Annotated in this window: 18 protein-coding genes and 1 riboswitch; of the genes, 12 read left to right on the top strand and 6 right to left on the bottom strand. The window is 63.3% G+C overall.

All coding sequences use genetic code 11. The features are described 5' to 3' along the window. Positions 1-13 precede the first annotated feature (13 nt). Complete coding sequence (locus KUV72_RS05515) at positions 14-484, top strand: GNAT family N-acetyltransferase (RefSeq protein WP_222237691.1); 471 nt, start codon at positions 14-16, stop codon at positions 482-484. On the opposite strand, the gene KUV72_RS05510 is transcribed toward KUV72_RS05515, so the two are convergent. Next, positions 462-1,274, bottom strand: coding sequence for a triose-phosphate isomerase (locus tag KUV72_RS05510; RefSeq protein ID WP_222237690.1), 813 nt, complete (start codon positions 1,272-1,274; stop codon positions 462-464). The two genes, KUV72_RS05515 and KUV72_RS05510, sit on opposite strands and share 23 nt — an antisense overlap. A gap of 63 nt (positions 1,275-1,337) precedes the next feature. Next, positions 1,338-2,135 carry a hydroxypyruvate isomerase family protein gene (locus KUV72_RS05505; protein ID WP_222237689.1) on the bottom strand — a complete coding sequence of 266 codons (798 nt, stop codon included), beginning with the start codon at positions 2,133-2,135 and terminating at the stop codon, positions 1,338-1,340. 246 nt (positions 2,136-2,381) lie between these two features. Here KUV72_RS05505 and KUV72_RS05500 point away from each other — a divergent pair, with 246 nt between their 5' ends. The 3 genes from KUV72_RS05500 (at position 2,382) to KUV72_RS05490 (ending at position 6,801) form a co-directional block, all read left to right on the top strand. Further along, a complete protein-coding gene (locus KUV72_RS05500) occupies positions 2,382-3,368 on the top strand; it encodes a sugar-binding transcriptional regulator (protein ID WP_222237688.1) in 987 nt (328 codons plus the stop codon). Between the two features lie 188 nt (positions 3,369-3,556). Further along, positions 3,557-5,191, top strand: coding sequence for an FGGY-family carbohydrate kinase (locus KUV72_RS05495; protein WP_222237687.1), 1,635 nt, complete (start codon positions 3,557-3,559; stop codon positions 5,189-5,191). A gap of 47 nt (positions 5,192-5,238) precedes the next feature. After that, positions 5,239-6,801, top strand: a complete 1,563-nt coding sequence (locus tag KUV72_RS05490; protein ID WP_222237686.1) for a glycerol-3-phosphate dehydrogenase — start codon at positions 5,239-5,241, stop codon at positions 6,799-6,801. A gap of 159 nt (positions 6,802-6,960) precedes the next feature. Here the strand turns inward: KUV72_RS05490 and KUV72_RS05485 are convergent, their stop codons facing one another. After that, positions 6,961-7,467 (bottom strand): 6,7-dimethyl-8-ribityllumazine synthase, encoded by a 507-nt coding sequence (locus KUV72_RS05485; RefSeq protein WP_222237685.1) that lies wholly within the window; start codon positions 7,465-7,467, stop codon positions 6,961-6,963. A 79-nt stretch (positions 7,468-7,546) separates the two neighbouring features. Beyond that, positions 7,547-7,745, bottom strand: a riboswitch (FMN riboswitch). Between the two features lie 800 nt (positions 7,746-8,545). Here KUV72_RS05485 and KUV72_RS05480 point away from each other — a divergent pair. The 3 genes from KUV72_RS05480 (at position 8,546) to KUV72_RS05470 (ending at position 11,951) form a co-directional block, all read left to right on the top strand. Then, positions 8,546-9,028 (top strand): RpiB/LacA/LacB family sugar-phosphate isomerase, encoded by a 483-nt coding sequence (locus KUV72_RS05480; RefSeq protein WP_222237684.1) that lies wholly within the window; start codon positions 8,546-8,548, stop codon positions 9,026-9,028. Positions 9,029-9,109: 81 nt separating this feature from the next. Further along, complete coding sequence (locus KUV72_RS05475) at positions 9,110-10,828, top strand: dihydroxyacetone kinase family protein (RefSeq protein ID WP_222237683.1); 1,719 nt, start codon at positions 9,110-9,112, stop codon at positions 10,826-10,828. Positions 10,829-10,943: 115 nt separating this feature from the next. After that, entirely contained in the window at positions 10,944-11,951 is a 1,008-nt protein-coding gene (locus KUV72_RS05470; RefSeq protein ID WP_222237682.1) for a sugar-binding transcriptional regulator, read from the top strand. 171 nt (positions 11,952-12,122) lie between these two features. Here the strand turns inward: KUV72_RS05470 and KUV72_RS05465 are convergent, their stop codons facing one another. After that, a complete protein-coding gene (locus tag KUV72_RS05465) occupies positions 12,123-12,425 on the bottom strand; it encodes an ATP-binding cassette domain-containing protein (RefSeq protein WP_222237681.1) in 303 nt (100 codons plus the stop codon). Positions 12,426-12,657: 232 nt separating this feature from the next. Then, on the bottom strand, positions 12,658-13,689 hold the full coding sequence (locus KUV72_RS05460) for a LacI family DNA-binding transcriptional regulator (protein ID WP_222237680.1): 1,032 nt from the start codon (positions 13,687-13,689) through the stop codon (positions 12,658-12,660). A 321-nt stretch (positions 13,690-14,010) separates the two neighbouring features. On the opposite strand from KUV72_RS05460, the gene ltnD reads away from it, so the two are divergent. From ltnD to denD, 5 genes are all read left to right on the top strand, one after another. Then, positions 14,011-14,958 carry an L-threonate dehydrogenase gene (gene ltnD / locus KUV72_RS05455; RefSeq protein ID WP_222237679.1) on the top strand — a complete coding sequence of 316 codons (948 nt, stop codon included), beginning with the start codon at positions 14,011-14,013 and terminating at the stop codon, positions 14,956-14,958. 91 nt (positions 14,959-15,049) lie between these two features. Then, a complete protein-coding gene (gene otnK, locus KUV72_RS05450) occupies positions 15,050-16,342 on the top strand; it encodes a 3-oxo-tetronate kinase (protein ID WP_222237678.1) in 1,293 nt (430 codons plus the stop codon). Continuing rightward, the gene (otnC, locus tag KUV72_RS05445; protein ID WP_222237677.1) at positions 16,339-16,986 is read left to right on the top strand and encodes a 3-oxo-tetronate 4-phosphate decarboxylase; all 648 of its coding nucleotides are present in this window, start codon (positions 16,339-16,341) and stop codon (positions 16,984-16,986) included. Before otnK ends, otnC begins: the two co-directional genes overlap by 4 nt. A 117-nt stretch (positions 16,987-17,103) precedes the next feature. Beyond that, complete coding sequence (gene otnI, locus KUV72_RS05440; protein WP_222237676.1) at positions 17,104-17,919, top strand: 2-oxo-tetronate isomerase; 816 nt, start codon at positions 17,104-17,106, stop codon at positions 17,917-17,919. Continuing rightward, complete coding sequence (gene denD, locus KUV72_RS05435) at positions 17,919-18,893, top strand: D-erythronate dehydrogenase (RefSeq protein WP_222237675.1); 975 nt, start codon at positions 17,919-17,921, stop codon at positions 18,891-18,893. The genes otnI and denD overlap by 1 nt, the downstream gene beginning before the upstream one ends. 20 nt (positions 18,894-18,913) lie before the next feature. Here the strand turns inward: denD and KUV72_RS05430 are convergent, their stop codons facing one another. Continuing rightward, positions 18,914-19,495, bottom strand: coding sequence for an NTP transferase domain-containing protein (locus KUV72_RS05430; protein WP_222237674.1), 582 nt, complete (start codon positions 19,493-19,495; stop codon positions 18,914-18,916). Between the last annotated feature and the right edge of the window lie 22 nt (positions 19,496-19,517).

Raw genomic sequence — 19,517 nt, 5'->3', positions numbered from 1 at the left:
AGGGAGTGAGCAGGTGAGCCATTACGTCATCGAGCGGCTGCGGGCCGACTCGCCACATCTCGATCAGGTCGCTGGCTGGACCTTCGGCGCTTGGGGCCACCAGCACCAGGACGCCACTCTGCAGAGCTGGCGCGAAGCTACCGCCGAGCTGTGCGGCCCCGACGGGGTCCCCTCGGTATTCGTGGCGATGGCGGGCGGCCAGCCACTGGGCACCGCCAGCCTGTCGCCGGATGACATGAGCATTCGGCGGGAACTGGGCCCCTGGCTCGCATCGGTGTTCGTGCCGCCGGAGCAGCGTGGGCAGGGTATCGCCTCGGCCCTGGTCCGACGCGTCGAACAGGAAGCCCGTGAGCACGGCATCGCACGGCTGCACCTCTACACACCCGACCAGCAGTCGCTGTATCGGCGGGGCGGATGGGAAGCCGTCGAGGATGTCGACTACCTGGGGGAGCGTGTGACCATCATGCGCCGCGACCTGGGCTAGACGGTCTGTCGGGTCCGGCTTCGCCGAAGCGGGAGCGCAACGCCTTCTCGGCAATCTGGACCAGGCCTTCGGCGCGCCAGGCACTGCGACCAATGAACAGCCCGCCGATCTCCTCCCGTGCGGCCAGCGCCTCGCAGTTAACTGGATTGACACTGCCACCGTAGAGCACGGTCAGAGGTTCTCCGCGGGAGTTGGCGGGCAGGGCAGCGCGGATCTGGCGGTGCATCCAGGCGGCGTCATCGGCGCTGGCCGGAATGCCGCCCTCACCGATGGCCCAGACCGGTTCGTAGGCGATCAGCACGCGATCAAGGTCTGGGCCGGTGACGCCGGCCAGGGCCATCTTGCATTGGCGGATGACGGTCTCGGCGGCGCTGCCCAGCGCTTTTTCCCGAGCCGTTTCTCCGACGCACAGAAGCGGGGTCAGGCCATGGTTCAGGGCGGCGTGGACCTTGCGGTTGAGGTCGCTGTCGTTCTCGCCGAAATGTTCCCTGCGCTCGCTGTGTCCCAGCTCTACCAGGTCGGCACCGGTATCGGCCACCATCAGCGGTGAAATCTCACCGGTATAGGCGCCGGACTCGGCCCAGTGCATGTTCTGGGCACCGACCCTCAGTGGGCTACTCGTCAAGTCTCTGCAGACCTGGGCCAAGGCAGTGAAGGGTGGTACGACGAAACCCTGCAAGCGCGGGTCATGGAATACCTCGGTGCCTGCCACCTCCTGGGCGTAGCGGGCCGCTTCGCCCAGGGTCTTGTTCATCTTCCAGCTGGTCCCGATCCAGAAAGGGGTCGTCATGGGGCTGTCCTCGTTGGCGTTCGTTGGCGTTGTCTTTGTCTCTATCACTGTGCTGGAAGAGGCTCAGGCATCCAGGCTCAAACCGTAGTCCTTGAGCCAGCCAAGCGACTGCTGAGTCGTCGTGCTGGGGGTGTATTCCAGCGAGATGACCTTGTCGAATGCCATCTTCTCGAGCTCGCGAAACAGGAACGGGTAGTGGATCTCACCGGTGCCCGGTTCACCTCGCCCCGGGTTGTCGGCCAGTTGCACGAAACCAATATGTTCGCGGTGTCGACGTAGCGTCTCGATCAGCTCTCCTTCGGAGCGCTGCATCTGATAGATGTCGTACTGCAGCTTGAGGTTGGGGTGATTCACTGCTCCGAGCAGCGCCACACCGTCCCGCGTGGTGACCAGGGGATAGCCAGGGTGGGTGATCGGGTTGAGCGGTTCTACCAGAAGTCGCACGCCCTGGGCCGCGCAGGTGTCGGCCGCATAGCGCAGGTTGTCGATCAGCGTACGTTGGGCTTCGTCGGCGGCCTGATCGTCTCGTGGATAGCCAAGCGGGCAGTTCAACTGGTGTATGCCCAGTACTCTGGCGATCTCCAGAGTGGTTGTTACGCCGTCAGCAAACTCATTCCTGCGTTCTGGCCACACGGCGATGCCTCGCTCTCCCGAGTCCCAGTCGCCCCCCGGAAGGTTGCAGTGAAGTATCTCGACGCCGGCCTCCCTGGCGGCGTAGCGAATATCGTCGAGGCGTTCGCAGAACGGGTAGGGATGATGAAATTCCACCCGTCGGAATCCCGCCGCACGGGCCAGCGAGAAGCGCTCGAGAAAGGGCTTTTCGGTGAACATGAAGGTGAGGTTGGTCGCGAACTTCAGCATGGCAGGCTCTTGGCGTTGTGGTGTGGCGAAGCATGGTGGAGGGAGGCCTTCTACGACCTTGGTCGGGCGTTGACGGTCGGCTGTGGATTCACTAACGTTTCGCTAACGTGATATTTAACAGTCACCGAAAAAAATTTCAAAGACGACGTTTTGCTATCTCGAGACGTCACTTGCCGCGTCCGGCGTGGCGGTGGCAGTGCCCACGCTCATCCCCCCACTGATGACCCGATGAAGAGAGCCGATACCGTGAAGACGCCACCTGCCAGTCACACCGAAGCCGATCTCGCTCTGCGTGCCGCCTGGCTGTCCTACGTGGGGGGTTACACCCAGGCGCAGATTGCCGAGCGCCTGCAGGTGTCGCGCATGAAGGTCCATCGCCTGGTGGCGTTGGCCCACGACATGGGCGCCGTCCAGGTGTTTATCGAAGGGTCACCGGCGGCGCTATTGCAGCTGGAAGATGAGCTCAAGCGGCTCGCCGGACTTGAGGACTGCATCGTGGTGCCGTCGCCGGAGCATGATGCCATTCGTCCCGAGGTCAATTTGGGCCGGGCCGCCGCCCACTACCTCAAGGCTCGCCTGGAGGCGAAGCAGGTCAGCACGCTGGGACTCGGTTGGGGGCGCAGTCTGTCGGAAATGGTGAATTGCCTGCCGACGCTGGACTGTCGTGGTGTGCGCATGGTGCCGGTGCTCGGCAGCGTGGTGCACAAGATGGCGCTGAATCCCTATGACGTCATCCATCGACTGGTGGACAAGACTGGGGGGGAGGGTTACCTGCTGCCGGTGCCGCTGTTCGCCGACACCGTGGACCATCGCGATGTGCTGATGAGCCAGCGCAGTGTCCAGGATGTGATGGCCATCGCCGCACAGGCCGACCTGACCATGGTGGGGATCGGCGCGGTGCCGGACCAGGGCCATTCGCTGCTGATGGAGCTGGGCGAGATCAATGCCGAAGACGCCGCCAGTCTGCGCCAGGACGGTGCCAGCGCGGAAATTCTCGGGCGATTCTTGAGCCGCGATGGACGAGAGCTCGATAGTGAGATCAATCGGCGCACCCTCGGCCTGTCATTGGCGCAACTGCGTGGGCATCGCATCGTGGCGGTGGCAGGGGGAGCGCAGAAGATCGCGGCGACCCGGGCCGTGCTGGCCAGCGGTCTACTCAAGGGGCTGATCACTGATGAAGAGGTCGCCCGGCAACTGGTGGCAGGCCTGCGCCAGGACGGCGGGGAGACCTAGCCGTCGCCATCAAGACCGCGCTATGCGACCGTCCCTTTGTCGCGACATCCATCAAGAGTTATGCCGCATCCATCAAGAGTGGCGCTACATCCATGAAGAGTGGTGGTACATCCATGAACAGTGGTGCTACAGCCATGAGAGCGGCGGTACACCCATAAGAATGGCGGCACGCCTACAAGAGGTGGTCCATGCACAATAACAATGCTCCCTCTCACCATGCTTCCCCCGGCGACACTCCCTCCCACAACGCCCTTCGCAGCGAGCGCCGCGATGTCATCGTGGGGCTGGATGCGGGTACGTCGGTGATCAAGGCGGTTGCCTTCGCTGGCGATGGACGTGAGCTGGCCAAGACTCAGTGCGCGAACCAGGTGCACCACCGTCCGGGAGGGGCGGTCGAGCAGGGTCTTGACGACACCTGGCGGGCGGCGCGCACCACCCTGGATGAGCTGTTCAGGCAACACCCTGAACTGGCAGATCGCCTGGGCGCCATCGCCGTGACGGGCCAGGGGGACGGCACCTGGTTGATCGATGACGCCGGTCGTCCGGTGGGGGATGCCATGCTGTGGCTGGACAACCGCTCCAGCGACATCGTCTCCCACTGGCGGGCTTCCCGCGCGGGCCCCGATAGCTATCGACTCACCGGTACCGGACTCAATCAATCGATCCAGAGCGGCCAGCTGCGCTGGCTCAAGGACCACCACCCGGAACAGCTCGAGCGCGCGGCGACGGTCTTTCACTGCAAGGACTGGCTCTACTATTGTCTGACTGGCCAGAGGGCGACAGACCCCGCCGAGGCGCTGTGGACCTACGGTGACGTCAAGGGCGGCCACTACAGTGAGGCGGTGCTGGCGGCCTATGGCTTATCCGAGATGCGTGACAAGCTGCCGCCGATCGTTGACGGCAGTCGACACCATGCGCCGCTCGACGGGCAGCTCGCGCAAGCGCTGGGTCTGTGTCCCGGGGTGCCGGTGGTGCTGGCGCCGGTGGACATGCTGGCAACCGCGCTGGGCGCTGGCGTCTACGAGCCGGGCAGGCGGGTGGCTTGCTCGATCATCGGTACCACCGGTGCCCACCTGTGCGTGCGTGAAGACGCTCGCGATATCGTATTGAGCAACCAGTCCTGCTACACCATGCCCTGCGTTGCCCCCGACACCTGGGTCCAGCTGTGTTCGAACATGGCGGCCACCCTCAACCTGGAATGGTTCATCAAGGGCATGAACGAGATGCTCACGGCCCTGGGCGAGGCGCCCATGTCCACCGATGGACTGTTGCCACGCCTTGACAAGGCGCTTGCGGCCACCGAACCAGGACGACTGATCTACCATCCGTTTATCTGCACCAATGGCGAGCGAGGCCCTTTCTTCAACCCGCGGGCCCGGGCCCAGTTTCTCGGCCTCAGCGCTGAATGCACGCACTTGCACATGGCTCGAGCCATCTATGAGGGCGTCGCCTTTGCCGCCCGGGATTGCTACCAGGCCCTTGAGGCCCACCCCGAAGAACTGCGCTTGACCGGTGGCGCCGCCCAGAGTCGCACCCTGTGCACCATCCTGGCATCGGTGATGGGGGTGCCGGTGCGCACCCTGAGTCGCGGTGAAACCGGTGCCGCCGGCGCGGCCATGGTCGCCAGCCTGTGTCTGGGCCGTCACCGTGACCTGGCCGATGCCTGCGCCACCTGGGTGACCCCTTTCCTCGCCGAAGACCGGGTGATGCCCGACCCGGATCTGCACAACCTCTATGAGCGGCTCTATGGCGTCTATCGCCGCTCCTACGCCAGTGCCGATGGCTTCTGGCGCCATTTCGAGCGCGTTCGCGCCGACACCTGATTCAGCATCACTGCATGCACACGGGGCCCGTACCCGAGGAGACGTTCATGACAACCGCAACAGACAGCTTGCCATTCTTCGACCTGCTGGTGATCGGCGGGGGCATCAATGGCGCGGGCTTTGCCCAGGACGCCGCTGGACGTGGGCTTTCCGTGGCGCTGTGTGAAAAGGATGACCTGGCCCAGGGCACCTCGTCGCGCAGCGGCAAGCTGGTGCACGGGGGGCTGCGCTATCTCGAGTATTATGAGTTTCGACTGGTCCGCGAGGCGCTGCGCGAGCGAAGCGTACTGCTGAAGAAGGCGCCGCACATCATCTGGCCGATGCGCTTCGTGCTGCCCCATAGTCCTGAGCAGCGACCTGCGTGGTTGGTGCGCTGCGGACTTTTTCTTTACGACCATCTTGGTGGCAAGGACGATCTGTTGCCCGGCAGTCGCAGTATCCGTATGAATCGCGACCCAGAGGGGGCGGCCATCAAGGACGACTTCGCCAAGGGCTTCGAGTACGCCGATTGCTGGGTCGACGACGCACGTCTGGTGGTGCTCAATGCCCAGGATGCTGAGGCTCGGGGCGCCAGGATCTACACCCGGATGGGCTGTACCCGGGCGGTACGGCTTGAGGATCACTGGGAGGTGGAATTGACCGACAGTGACACCGGCGAGCTGATGCGACTGCAGGCGAAGGCGGTGATCAACGCCGCCGGCCCCTGGGTTGACAAGGTGCTCAAGGGCTCCTTCACTCAAGGGGGAGAGGACAGGGTCAAGTTGGTAAAAGGTAGCCATATCGTGCTGCCCAAGCGCTACGCCACCGCCAATTCCTACCTGCTGCAGAATGACGACAAGCGAGTCATCTTCGTCAACCCTTACGAGGGAGACAAGCTGTTGGTCGGAACCACCGACATCGTCTACGAAGGTGACCCTGACCAGGTCGCCATCGACCAGGGTGAGATCGACTACCTGCTGGGCGTGGTCAATCGCTACTTCAAGACGCCTTATACCCAGGACGATATCCTGACGAGTTTTTCCGGTATTCGCCCGCTGTTCGATGATGCCCGGGAGAATCCCTCGGCGGTGACCCGGGACTACGTCTTTGACATCGACGACATGGATGGCAAGGTGCCCTTGCTGTCGGTCTTTGGTGGCAAGATCACCACCTACCGCAAGCTGGCCGAACACGGCCTCGACAAGCTGGCGCCGTACTTCCCTGAGATGGGCAAGTGCTGGAACAAACACGTCCCCCTGCCAGGGGGCGATATCCCCGGCGCCGACGTCGTGGCCTTTATCGATACCATTGCACAGGACTATCCCTGGCTCGAGGCCGCCACCCTCAACCGCTACGCTCGGCTTTACGGCTCCTTGGCCTATCGTGTGCTTGGCGACGCTGCCAGCTACGCGGACCTTGGCGAACATCTGGGCGCGGATCTCTATGAGCGCGAGGCGCGTTATCTGGTCCAGCATGAGTGGGCGCGCCGTGGGTCCGATATTCTCGAGCGCCGCACCAAGCTCTACCTGGTGATGAATCAGGAAGAGATCAACGCGGTCGAGCGCTGGATCGCGGGGGAGCTGATTCGCCTTGGTACCTCTTCGGAATCTCCGAGCGTGGTTCAGGCCTGAGCCGCGATGGGATACGGATCGGGTTTTTTATGGGCTGCGTTGGGGGCGAACGTTGGGTGGCCAGGCACCTGAGGCTCGATGAGAGAAGTAGGGCTCGGCTAGACAAATAAAGGGGAGCCAGCAGGCTCCCCTTCAGGTGATCGTGTCCCTATCACCTGGTCAAGTGAACAGTGAGCGTAGCTGCCGCTGGTTGTCCAGGGTCATGGCGCAGGCGTGGGCGGCCTCGCGACCCTTGGTGATGAAGTGCTCGTGGTAGAAGGCGGTGTGCACCGCGTGCTCGTGGAAGTGGTGGGGGGTCAGCACCACCGACAATACCGGCACCTCAGTATCAAGCTGTACCTTCATCATGCCGTCGATGACCGCCTGGGCGACAAAATCATGGCGATAGATGCCGCCGTCGACGACAAATCCTGCGCCGATGATGGCGCTATAGCGACCGCTTTTCGCCAGCATCTTGGCTTGAAGCGGGATCTCGTAAGCGCCGGCCACGCTGAAAACATCGACCTGGGACGCCGCAATACCGTGTTCGTCAGCCAGGGTGGACACAAACGCCTCGCGGGCCTGGGCGACGATATCGCTGTGCCAGCTCGCTTGGATAAAGGCGATGCGGGGGACTTCCTGGCTCGCCACGTGGCTAGCGCTGGAGGGGGAGTGGGACTGATTCATGGTTATCTCCTGAAACACCAGAATCAGGGCAAGTAGGCGCCCGCGCCGAGTGACGCCATGGGGCGTTACGGTCACTGGCTGCCGTTCTCTTTCATCCGGACTATCACCGTCGGCTACGGAATCTCACCGTATCTGCTGACCCCTTTCGTGGACCATGATGGGTGTCCATCGGTCATCGAAAGGGCGCTCGCGGGCTTGTGCCTGGGGTCTCCCATCCTTCCTGAAAGACCATGGCCATCACCGCCGGTGGGGACTTTCACCCCGCCCTGAGAACCTTGGAAAACGCTGGATAAGCCAGCCGTACACAATGCAGCGTAGGGCGCTCACCACGCACCACCCAGAGCCTATGCAGTACAGGTGAGGCAGTGGAGCCACGCAACGCAGCGATGTGTCCGTGCAGGCCGTGTTTTCCTTTGTTGGGTTATCGCCCTGAAGGGAACGATGACCCCCGTTTAATGACGGTGCGAGCACCGTCCCCACCGCATGTGCTGCGGGGCAGCATATTCTACTCATCCGCCCTCGCGACGGCCAGTGTCCACAGTGATGAGGCATGCGCCTCCAAGGAAACACTACATAAATGACTGCGCTCGACATCTCGGCTGCTGGCGGTGCTCAAGATCCTCATTTAACCGCATGTAAACTCCGGTCTTTCCGCTCCGGCAGCTACCGACCTGTCATCGCTCGAAACATGTATTCAGCGTTTCCCTAACGTTCCACGCCTTGCTTTTTGGCCAGCGTGGAGCCTCGGCCCCGCGGCGGAGCGTCATAGCGAGCGCGTAGAGAATGCTTGAACACATGATGAACTAATGTTCGGTCTGATATCACAGGCTATGCGCAATGGCGCCTGATCTGGATATGCGACCAAAGGGGCATTTGCCGGCCTTTTATGCCTTTTGTCGGACAGAGTCTTAAGTATTCAGGGAGTTGCTGAGATCTTGAATCACAGATGTGAAACGATAAAAGGTAAGATAAGGATGATCTTTTGATCGATAGCTTTACAAATGCTCGGTCGGTGATAGGGTGAAAACACGGCTCGGCGTCGGGTGTCGGGCGCGCTATCGACTATCGGAGAACGCTCATGGTGAATTCAGGCTCATCTCTCAGGGTGGCGGTCGGCGGTGATGAGGCGGCGTACGAGCTCAAGGAGACGCTGATTGCTCATATCAGGGAGTTGGGGCATCAGGTTGAGGATTTCGGCACCTTCAATGCCGAACCGATCCTCTACCCGGACGTGGCGATCGAGGTGGCGGAGGCCATCAAGGCTGAGCGATTTGATCGTGGGGTGCTGGTGTGCGGTACCGGTATCGGCGTGGCGATTTCGGCCAACAAGGTGCCGGGTATTCGCGCCGCCCAGGCCCACGACACCTATTCGGCAGGCAAGGCGAGAACCAGCAATGATGCCCATATCGTGACCATCGGGGCGCGGGTGGTGGGGCCGGAGCTGGCCAAGGATATCGTGTCGACGTTTCTGTCCAAGAGCTTTCCTGGCGGTGCATCGGCGCAGAAGGTGGAACGTATTGCCGCCTATGAAGCGACCCACGGCGGTGCAGTGGAGAGATGAGCTGGCATTGGTCTCTGTGGCGGCGCGGATCGTCAGAAGGTGTCGCCCGGCAATGTCCCAACATGGCGTCAGGACACACGTATGACACGACTCTACAACGATCCCAGTGACTTTTCCGAGCAGGCCCGCCTGGGTCTGGTGGCGGCACACGCAGAGATCCTCATGGCGGTGCCCGGTGGTGTGGTGCGTTCGACCCGCAGTGCACCCGGCAGTGTGGCGGTGGTGATCGGTGGTGGCAGCGGCCACTACCCGGCCTTCGCCGGCTTGGTCGGCCAGGGATTGGCCCACGGCGCGGCCATGGGCAACCTGTTTGCCTCACCCTCCGCTCAGCAGGTATACAGCGTGGCCAAGGCTGCCGATAACGGTGGCGGCGTCCTGCTCACCTTCGGCAACTACGCCGGTGATGTGCTGCACTTTGGTCAGGCCCGGGAGCGGCTTATCGAGGAGGGTATTCCCTGCGAGATCGTGCTGGTCACCGATGATATCTCCAGTGCTTCGTTTGAGCAGATCGACAAGCGCCGCGGTATCGCCGGCGACCTCACGGTATTCAAGGCGGCCTCGGCGGCGGCGGAGGCAGGAGCCGATCTCGAAGAGGTGGTCAGGGTGGCGCAAGAGGCCAATCGGCGTACCCGGTCGTTTGGGGTGGCCTTCGATGGTTGCACCTTGCCAGGCGGCGAAGGCGCCCTCTTTCATGTGCCTCAGGGGCGCATGGCGCTGGGGCTTGGCATCCATGGTGAGCCGGGCATCAGCGAGAGGGATGTGCCCAGTGCCGACGGCCTGGCCGAGACCCTGGTCGAGCGGGTGTTGTCCGAGCTGCCCGAGGGCGTCAGCGCCGACGGAGGGCGAGCGGCGGTGATTCTCAATGGCCTGGGCACGATCAAGTATGAAGAGCTGTTCGTGGTCTACCGACGCGTCGATGAGCTGTTGCGTCAGGCCGGTGTGGTCATCGTCGAGCCGGATGTCGGCGAGCTGGTGACCAGTCTCGATATGGCGGGGGTGTCGTTGACGCTGTTCTGGCTGGATGACGAGATGGAGCGTCTGTGGCGGGCGCCTGCCAACTGTGCGGCCTATCGCAAGGGCAGTTTGGTGCCTGCCAAGGCGCGTGATGCCGCTGAGGTGGTGCCGACCCAGGTGCGTGAGGTTCCTCCGGCCAGCGACGCCTCGCGCCAGCTGGCGAAGCGGGTGGTCGAGGCCCTGGCGGTGCTGGCTAAGACGGTGGACTATCATTGCGATGAGCTCGGTCGTATCGACGCCGTGGCCGGTGACGGTGATCACGGTATCGGTATGCAGCGTGGCAGTCTTGCCGGGCTTGAGGCGGCGCGCGGCGCGCTTGAGCAGGGTGCCGGTGCGCAGACCGTGTTGAGGATAGCTGCTGACGCCTGGGCTGATCGCGGTGGCGGTACGTCGGGTGCGATCTGGGGGGTGATCTTGACCTCGTTGGGCGATGCCCTCGGTGATCATGCTCCGTTGAGTGCTGAGCGTCTCGCCACGGGTGTCTCGGCGGCGAGCGAAAATGTCATGCAGTTCGGCAAGGCCAGGCCTGGGGACAAGACACTGGTGGATGTATTGGTGCCCTTCGCCAGCGCGCTGTACGAGGCATCGACGCTGGGCGTCAGTGAGGCCTGGGATCAGGCGGCGGCAGTGGCGCGGCAGTCCGCCGATGCCACCGCCGAGTTGCTGCCAAAGGTGGGGCGGGCGCGTCCGTTGGCAGAGAAGAGCCTGGGGACGCCAGACCCTGGCGCGGTATCGCTGTCACTGATCATTACCGCGATCGCGCCGCTGCTGCGTCGCTGTCCATAGTGTGGTCCTCGCCCCATGCCGCGTCGGGATGACCGGGGGCTGCGGCGATATGCTAAAGTGTGCTCCTGCCCTCGCCCCGGGGGCGGGGCACCATGGACAACCAGGGATACGCGCGATGATCGATCGCCAGGACGCCGCCGATATCGAGCTGATGACCGAGATATCGACCCTCTACTATGTGCAAGGAGAGACCCAGGAGGTCATCGCCAACCGGCTTGGTCTATCTCGCGTGCGGGTGGGGCGTCTGTTGAAGCGTGCGCAGTCTGAAGGCATCGTCGATGTGCGTGTGCGTCAACATCCTGCGGTGAGTGTAGAGATCGAACAGGAGCTCAAGCGACGTTTCGGCATCAAGCGAGCGCTGGTGGCGCTGGATCACGCTGACCCCGACGTGCAGCGCTCATCGGTGGCCAGTCTGGTCGCCGATCATCTTTCACGGACCCTGGCCGATGGTCATATCGTCGCGGTCGGCATGGGACGCAACGTGGGCGCCGTGGCCGACAACGTGTTCGGTGAGGGGGAGCTCAATGTCTCGTTTGTGTGTGCCATTGGTGGCTCGCTGAGGGCTGGCGAGTACATGAATCCGGATCATATCTGCCGTCGTCTGGCCAGCAAGTTTGGCGGTGAAAGCGAGACGCTGTATGCGCCCGCTCTGGTGCAGAATACGACCCTGCGTGATGCTCTCTACGACAACCCTACAGTGCGCCAGACCCTGGACCGCGCTCGCCGCGCTGACACCGCCCTGATCGGTGTCGGCGACGTCAGCGAGAACAGCAACATGGTGCGCATGGGCTGGTTCACACCGCAGGAAATCGCCGAGGCGCGCCTATCGGGCACCGTCGGCGATATGATGGGGTATGACTTTATCGACATTCATGGACGCCCGTCGGTAACGCCGATGCAAGGTCGTGTGGTCGGTCTCAACATCCAGGATCTGACCCGGATCCCTGACGTCATCGCGATTGCCAGCGAGCATACCAAGGCGGTGGGTATCCTTGGTGCCCTGCGAACCGGCGTCATTGATACCCTGGCGACCAGCGTCACCAACGCCCACACCATCATTCGCCTTGATGAAGCCACGCGCACCGGAGATCTCTCGGCCAGCGAGGTGCTGGCGGGGGAGTAGGTGCCGGCTTTTTTAGCGCGAGTTGCCACCTTGCTATTGTAGGTCTTGCCACAGGTGGCCTTGTCATAAGAGGTCTTTCCAGAAGATGTCTTGCCATAAGATGTCGTCTAAAAAGTGGCCTGCACAAGTGCGACTGCGGACTCTGGCAAGCTGGTAGTGGCGTGTTGGCCTCTACTGCACCGTATAGCCACCGTCGATCACCAGGTTTTCGCCGCTGATCATGACGATGCCGGCCTGCAGGGCGTCATGGGGTGAGCGGAAGAAGGTCTCTCGGCCGTCGATTCGCAAAGTTCCTGCGTCCCCCGTCAGGACGCCCATCAGCACGTTGAGTAGCGTCGACTTGCCGGCACCATTGCCGCCGCACAGGGTATGTACGCTACCCGCGCGCAAGCTCAGGCGGCCATCGTGCAGGGCGGGCACGCCGGAAAAGGACTTGGCAATGCCAATAGCGTCAAGAAGCAGAGAGGTGGTCATGCCGACGCCGTTCAAATGTTCTTTTTTTGATCTTATGTTTGGTCGGCATGATGGAATTAGTCAAAGCACTTGCTTGTTTCGGTGCTTAGACATAGGTCTATGTTTCTTATAGTCGCTTTATTTTAAAAGAGATGTGATATGGCTTTGCGGAGAGATCGTTATAGAGGGTGGCGGGATTTGTTAACAGGTGAGCCGTCTTGGTTGTTCATGTGAGCTTATATCACTCATTTGTTCATGTGCTTTCGCCTTGTTGCAGCGTAAAGCCGACGTCGATGCAGGCCTCTGGCTGGCGACCCTCCAGGCGATCGATGATCTGATGGGCGGCCAGGCGTCCGATGGCTTCGCGGGGGGAGACAATGGTCGTCAGGCGGGGAATCAGGGCGCGTGCGAAGGGCAGTCCGGTAAAACCTGCGATAGCGATGTCGTCGGGCACGCGCAGGCCCTGGCGCTGTGCTTCGAGCAAGGCACCGGATGCCATTACGTCATCGATGAAGTGGATGGCCTCGACCTGCGGGTATTGGCGGCGTATTTCGTCCAGCGCTGCACCGCCGAGGTCGTAGTGGCTGTCCTGCTGCCATTCCATCAAGGGGGCATCCAGGCCTTCGCTGACCAGGCGTGAGCGATGGCCTTCGTAGCGCTGGGCGGCGCGATAGTTATGCGCGAGTCGAGTGCCGGCAAACACGATGTGGCGGTAGCCCTGGGCCAGCAAGTGGTCGGCCATGGTGGCGCCGGCCCGTTGATGGTCCATGCCCACGTTCATGTCCACTGCCTGGCCCAGTTCCATGATCTCCACCAGCGGGCGGGGGAAGCGCTTGAGCAGCTCACTCAGGCCCTCCCGGTGACGCAGGCCCGTGGTCACCAGGGCGGTGGGAGACCAGCCTAGGAAGGTGCGGATCAGCTCCTCTTCGCGTTCCATGCTGTAGTCGGTATTGCCCAGCAGCATCTGATATCCGTGCTGGTCGAAGACGGCCTGAAGTCCCTGTATGACTTCGACGAACACCACGTTGGACAGCGAAGGCACGATGACAGGAATAAATCGTGAGCTGGCCGAGGCCAGGGTGCCGGCGACCATATTGGGGACGTAGCCGACCTTGGCGATAGCCGCTTCCACTTTCTCGCGGGTGACCTCGCGCACGCTGTCGGGACGGTGGATGGCGCGGGAGACGGTGATGGCCGATACCCCCGCTTCCCGCGCGACGTCGTCCAGGGTGGGGTTATCAAGTCCCTTGCGCCGTCGCCGGTCGCCGCCTTGTGGCTCACTCATGATGCTCTCCCTGTTGGGCGCTGCTTATGGCTATGCCAGTCTTATGGCCACCTATGCCTATTTTATGCCGAACCGGTCGTCTTGAGGACCTGAGTGCTGTTCCTCGCGCCGAGAGGGCCGGGCATGGCTGTGCGGTTCGGGAAGGTCGGCCTGCCCCTGAAGGCTGTTGAGGATGGCGGTTAAGACGCCGGCACTGGGATTAGACCATGGTCGATGTGATGCGTCTGACACTTGTGCTTGAGAGGGCTCTCGACTAAAAATGTTAGCGCTAACATTTAAACTTCAACGTCATTCGCCACGACAACTTCTCGGGAGTGCAACATGAGCGACGCGTCTTCAGGATTGCCTGTGTGCGGTGTGGTCGGACTCGGTGCCATGGGGATGGGCATTGCCAGAAGCCTCAAGCGCGCAGGTCTCGAGGTCGTCGGCTGTGATGTGTCTGCCGCGTCGCGCAAGACCTTCGAGGACGAAGGGGGCCAATGTGTGGCGGAAGCCTCCGCGCTGGCCGCGCGTTGCGACGTGATACTGCTGGTCGTGGTCAATGCAGACCAGGTGATGTCGGTGCTGTTTGGCGATGGCAAAGACAAAGACGACGGGCTGGCGACCCAGCTAGCCGCGGGGAGTCTGGTGATTCAGTGCGCGACGGTAGCGCCCAGCGTGGCCGAGACACTGGGTCAGCGGCTGGATCAGGCGGGGCTTTTGATGCTGGATGCGCCGATCAGCGGTGGTGCGGCCAAGGCGGCCACGGGGGAGCTGTCGGTGATGGCATCCGGGACGCCCCAGGCCTTCGCCAAGGCCGCAAGGGTACTCGATGCGATGGCCGCTACCGTGCATCACCTGGGCGATGTTCCCGGCCCGGGCTCAAGTGTGAAACTGGTCAACCAGCACCTGGCCGGCGTGCATATCGCCGCCGCCGCCGAGGCCATGGCGTTAGGGCTCAGGATGGGCATCGATGGTCGCGCGCTTTACCGGGTGATCACGCAGTCGGCGGGCAATTCCTGGATGTTCGAAAATCGCGTACCCCACATCCTCGACGGGGATTACCGGCCGCTGTCGGCGGTCGACATCTTCGTCAAGGACCTGAACATCGTGCACGACACCGGCCGTGAGCTGCGTCTGGCGATGCCTGTGGCCTCCAGCGCGCTGCAGCAGTTTACCGCTGCCAGCGGCATGGGACTGGGGCGCGAGGACGATTCAGCGGTGGTCAAGGTCTATGCTGCAACGGGGGGCGTGGCGCTGCCTGCCGCCAATGACGAGTCGGCGCAGTGACGGTCGGTTCCGTCGCTGTGAGCAGCGCGCTTGTTCCCGCTGTCTCTGCCCCTCGCGTTTGTCACTTTGATGGTTTTAAAGAGGATCTCGCATGAGCCTGGTACTCGGCGCTATTGCCGACGATTTCACGGGAGCCACCGATCTGGCCAATAACCTGGTGCGCTCGGGCATGCGCACCGTCCAGATACTGGGGGACCCCACCGGCAAGCCCCTGCCCGAGGGCGTCGACGCCGTTGTCGTGGCGCTCAAGTCACGCAGCTGTGCACTCGATGAGGCCCTCAAGGACAGCCTGGCGGCACTGGACTGGCTGCGCGGGCAGGGCGTGCGGCAAGTCTTCTTCAAGTACTGCTCGACCTTCGACTCCACCGCCGAGGGCAATATCGGGCCTGTCGCCGATGCCCTGCTGGAGCGTCTTGGCGGGCGGCAGACGGTGATGGTGCCGGCCTTTCCCACCACGGGGCGCACCGTCTACCAAGGACATCTGTTCGTCGGAGATCGCCTGCTCAACGACAGTGGGATGCAGGATCATCCGCTTAATCCCATGACCGATGCCGACCTGGTCAGGGTCTTGGGGGCCCAGACCTCGCATCCGGTAGGGCTCGTTTCCCACGCGGTCATTCGCGCTGGCGCCGAGGCATGCCGCTGTCGCCTGGGTGAGCTCGATGCCAGCGGGGTGCGCCACGTCATCTGCGATACGCTGGATGACGGTGATCTGGACGTGCTGGCCGCAGCGACCGTCGAGCTGCCCCTGGTGACCGGTGGGTCCGGCCTTGGTCAGGCGTTGCCGGCAGAGTATCGGCGCAAGGGCTGGTTGGCACCGGTTGAGGATGCGGCGCGACTGGCGCCGGCCCAGGGGCGGTCACTGGTGCTGTCGGGTAGCTGTTCGCGGGCAACCCTCGCTCAGGTCGAGCACTTTCTCGAGCATCGCCCAGGATTTGCCCTGGACCCACTGTCCCTGGCGCAGGGTGACCAGCCCATCGCCGAGGCGCTCGACTTTGTGCGCCGACAGCATGCGGAGTCCCCCGACGAGCCCGTGCTGGTGTATGCCTCCGCGGCGCCTGATCGCGTCAAGGCGGCTCAGCAGCAGCTAGGGGTGGCCCGGGCCGGTGAACTGGTCGAGCGGGCCCTGGCCTCACTGGCGACCACCCTGGTGGCGGAAGGCGTTGGCCGTCTGCTGGTCGCGGGGGGCGAGACCTCCGGCGCGGTGGTGTCGGCGCTGTCGCTGGATCGGCTGCGAATTGGCCCACAGATCGATGCTGGGGTGCCCTGGACCCAGGCCAGTGTGGCAGCAGGAACGCTGTCGCTGGCGCTGAAGTCGGGCAACTTTGGGGGTATCGATATCTTTACCCGCGGCTTTGCCGTGCTCGAGGAGGCGACCCGATGAGCACTCGCGACGTCAACCGCCTGCGTGAACAGATCGCCACCTACGGCAAGTCACTGTTCGACCGCGGGCTGACCATGGGCTACAGTGGCAACATCAGCGTGCGCCTGGATGATGGGGGCTGGCTGATGACGCCAACCAACGCCTGTCTTGGTCGCCTGGACCCAGCGACCATTTCGACGCTGTCAGCAAGCGGCGAGTGGCTCGGCGGCGACAAGCCGACCAAGGAAAGCTTTTTGCACATGGCGATGTACGCCGAGCGGCCCCAGTCCGAGGCCATCGTGCACCTGCACTCGACCCATTCGGTGGCGGTATCCTGCCTGCCGGACGTCGATCACTGCGACTGCATTCCACCGCTGACCGCCTACTATGTGATGCGTGTCGGTCGCTTGCCGCTGGTGCCCTACCATGTACCGGGAGATCCGGCGCTGGGAGATGCTGTCAGGGGGCTGGCGGGCAAGCATAGCGCGGTACTGCTGGCCAACCACGGGCCGGTGGTGGCCGGCAAGTCCTTGGAGGCGGCGGTGTACGCCACCGAAGAGCTCGAGGAGACCGCCAAGCTATTCTTGCTGTTGCGCGGGCAGAATCCCCGAGGCCTGACCCCGGAGCAGGTCGCCGAGCTGGAGGCGCGCTTCCCGCGGGACTGAGTCTGCCGCCCCGGTACCCGTTATGGGACGCCAGATCAGATGTGAGGTGCCAGTTGCAGGGTGCCGGGGCGATGACAGCGATAACGACAACGACAACGACAGCAGCAGGAGCGCCCGATGATTCGCTTGGCCGCCAATCTCAGCATGATGTTTACGGAGCACGACTTTCTCGACCGTTTTGCCGCCGCCGCCAAGGCCGGCTTTCGCGGTGTCGAGTATCTGTTTCCTTATGACTTCCCAGCAAGCGAGCTGCGCGCTCGACTGGATGACCAGGGACTCACCCAGGTGCTGTTCAATCTGCCCCCAGGCGACTGGGAGGCCGGCGAGCGCGGCTTGGCTGGCCTACCGGGTCGGGAGCAGGCGTTTCGCGACGGACTGGAACGTGCTCTCGAATATGCGCAAGCGCTGGACTGCCCGCGGGTGCACGCCATGGCCGGGCTGTTGCCCGACAAAGCCGACCCCGCCACCCGCGACGCCTACCTGAAGACCTACGTCGATAACCTGAGCTACGCCGCTGAGCGCTGTGGCCAGGACGGGCGCACGCTGCTGATCGAACCCATCAATGGGCGCGACATGCCGGGCTATCTGTTGCAGCACCAGGCGTTGGCGCGGGAGGTGATTCGACGCGTAGGATCGCCGCACCTGCGCCTGCAGTTCGACCTCTATCACTGCCAGATCATGCAGGGTGATCTGATGCGCACCCTCGAGCAGCAGTTCGCTCAGGTGGGGCATGTGCAAATTGCCGGGGTGCCGGAACGTCACGAACCTGACCAGGGTGAGTTGAATATCGGCGCGCTGCTCGAGCATCTCGACGCCCAAGGGTACGACGGCTGGGTCGGCTGCGAATACCGCCCCAGGGCGGGCACTGTCGCAGGACTAGGCTGGGCGCGCCCCTATGGGATCATCGCTGGACACGCTGAGGAGACGCCCTGATGCATATTCTGATTACTGGTGCGGCAGGCTTTCTTGGCCAGCGCCTGACCCAGGCGCTGCTGGCGGCCGGGCAGTGTTGTGGCGAGCCACTGACCCGCTTGACCCTGGTCGACCAGAGCACGCCGCCCCACCCGACCGCGCAAGGGGCAGTGGCGATCACCACGACCGCCAGAGACCTGACCGAGGACGGTGCCTGGGATGCCTTGCTGGAAGGCCGCCCACAGGTGATCTATCACCTGGCGGCGGTTGTCAGCTCCGCTGCCGAGGCGGACCTTGCCCTCGGTCAAGCGGTCAACTTTGATGCCACCCGTCGCCTGCTCGAAGGCTGCCATCAGCGCGGGATGAGCGAGACCCGGGTAATCATGGCAAGCTCCGTGGCGGTATATGGCGGCGAGCTGCCCGACGTGCTCGATGACATGACCGCGCTACGGCCGCAAAGCTCCTATGGTTCCCAGAAGGCGATGTGCGAGCTGTTGATCCAGGATTACAGCCGCCGAGGCCTGGTCGATGGCTTGGTCCTGCGTCTGCCGACGATCGTGATTCGCCCGGGGCGGCCCAACGCGGCGGCGTCGAGCTTCGCGTCGAGTATCCTACGTGAGCCTCTCAATGGTGAAGACGCCGTGTGTCCCGTGTCCCCAGAGCTCGAGCTCTTTGTTATGTCGCCGGGCAAGGTAGTGGAGGCGTTGGTGCATGGGGCAGCGGTGGCTGCTGACTCCCTGGGCGATTTCCGCGCCTTTATGCTGCCGGGTATCACCGTCAGCGTGGCCGAGATGCTGGACGCCCTCGAACGCAAGGGTGGCGCTGAAGCGCGGGCTCGGGTGAGCTTTCGCCCGGACGAGCGGGTGAATGCCATCGTTTCCAGCTGGCCGGGTCGCTTCCGCACGGCCAAGGCAGATGCCCTTGGCTTTGTAGGCGATAGCGACTTTGACGCCATTGTCGATGCCTTTATGGCGGAACACACCAGGGCGCGCTAGCGCGGATCAGGTCGACGGCGCTAGCGAGGGTCCTGCGGACGGTCCAGGTCACGCACCACGCCCGGGTCGTCCACCGCAATGTCCACCCGCGCCTGTGGGTGGCGTGCGAGTACGGCTCTGGCCCCCTCCTGGCCATGCAGGCCTCCCATCTCGCCCCAGAAGTCGCGGCCAATGATGACTGGATGTCCCGGCTGGCCCTGATACGTCGGCCTGACCAGGCGATCCCGCCGGGATTGCGATGCCAGACGATGGCAGCTGGCCGGTGTCACCCAGGCCATATCGGCGAGCCACACCGCCGCTGCCTCGGCCGTTGATGCATGGTGTTCCAGCCAGTTGAACGCCTGGGCCAGGCTATCCCCCAGGCTGCGGCTGGTCTGTGCCAGGGTCAGCACCTCGAGTCCGGGGGACGCGGGGACGGACAAGCCAGCCAGGGTGTCACGGGGACCGATCACCAGCAGTCGTCTGGCCGACAGGGCGGCGCTGGCGGACAGGCTTGCGGCCAGCAGTGTGCGGCTGTCGCTCAGGCGGGCAAGGCGCTTGTCGGCGCTGCCAAATCGGCGCGAACTGCCGGCAGCTGCCATCACGCACCACAGCGTAGTCATCGGCTGAGGCTCCTCCGGTTTA

The organism is Halomonas sp. DP4Y7-1 (assembly GCF_019800705.1).
GTDB lineage: Bacteria > Pseudomonadota > Gammaproteobacteria > Pseudomonadales > Halomonadaceae > Halomonas > Halomonas litopenaei_A.
This window is presented reverse-complemented; position numbering and strand designations above follow the sequence as displayed.

What these genes read in the sequence shown, in the direction of transcription:
- ltnD (WP_222237679.1), top strand. Translation starts at nt 14,011, where the DNA reads ATGAGCGACGCGTCTTCAGGATTGCCTGTGTGCGGTGTGGTCGGACTC.
- KUV72_RS05475 (WP_222237683.1), top strand. Translation starts at nt 9,110, where the DNA reads ATGACACGACTCTACAACGATCCCAGTGACTTTTCCGAGCAGGCCCGC.
- otnC (WP_222237677.1), top strand. Translation starts at nt 16,339, where the DNA reads ATGAGCACTCGCGACGTCAACCGCCTGCGTGAACAGATCGCCACCTAC.
- KUV72_RS05510 (WP_222237690.1), bottom strand. Translation starts at nt 1,274, where the DNA reads ATGACGACCCCTTTCTGGATCGGGACCAGCTGGAAGATGAACAAGACC.
- denD (WP_222237675.1), top strand. Translation starts at nt 17,919, where the DNA reads ATGCATATTCTGATTACTGGTGCGGCAGGCTTTCTTGGCCAGCGCCTG.
- otnI (WP_222237676.1), top strand. Translation starts at nt 17,104, where the DNA reads ATGATTCGCTTGGCCGCCAATCTCAGCATGATGTTTACGGAGCACGAC.
- KUV72_RS05495 (WP_222237687.1), top strand. Translation starts at nt 3,557, where the DNA reads ATGCACAATAACAATGCTCCCTCTCACCATGCTTCCCCCGGCGACACT.
- KUV72_RS05465 (WP_222237681.1), bottom strand. Translation starts at nt 12,425, where the DNA reads ATGACCACCTCTCTGCTTCTTGACGCTATTGGCATTGCCAAGTCCTTT.
- KUV72_RS05460 (WP_222237680.1), bottom strand. Translation starts at nt 13,689, where the DNA reads ATGAGTGAGCCACAAGGCGGCGACCGGCGACGGCGCAAGGGACTTGAT.
- KUV72_RS05470 (WP_222237682.1), top strand. Translation starts at nt 10,944, where the DNA reads ATGATCGATCGCCAGGACGCCGCCGATATCGAGCTGATGACCGAGATA.
- otnK (WP_222237678.1), top strand. Translation starts at nt 15,050, where the DNA reads ATGAGCCTGGTACTCGGCGCTATTGCCGACGATTTCACGGGAGCCACC.
- KUV72_RS05430 (WP_222237674.1), bottom strand. Translation starts at nt 19,495, where the DNA reads ATGACTACGCTGTGGTGCGTGATGGCAGCTGCCGGCAGTTCGCGCCGA.
- KUV72_RS05505 (WP_222237689.1), bottom strand. Translation starts at nt 2,135, where the DNA reads ATGCTGAAGTTCGCGACCAACCTCACCTTCATGTTCACCGAAAAGCCC.
- KUV72_RS05480 (WP_222237684.1), top strand. Translation starts at nt 8,546, where the DNA reads ATGGTGAATTCAGGCTCATCTCTCAGGGTGGCGGTCGGCGGTGATGAG.
- KUV72_RS05485 (WP_222237685.1), bottom strand. Translation starts at nt 7,467, where the DNA reads ATGAATCAGTCCCACTCCCCCTCCAGCGCTAGCCACGTGGCGAGCCAG.
- KUV72_RS05490 (WP_222237686.1), top strand. Translation starts at nt 5,239, where the DNA reads ATGACAACCGCAACAGACAGCTTGCCATTCTTCGACCTGCTGGTGATC.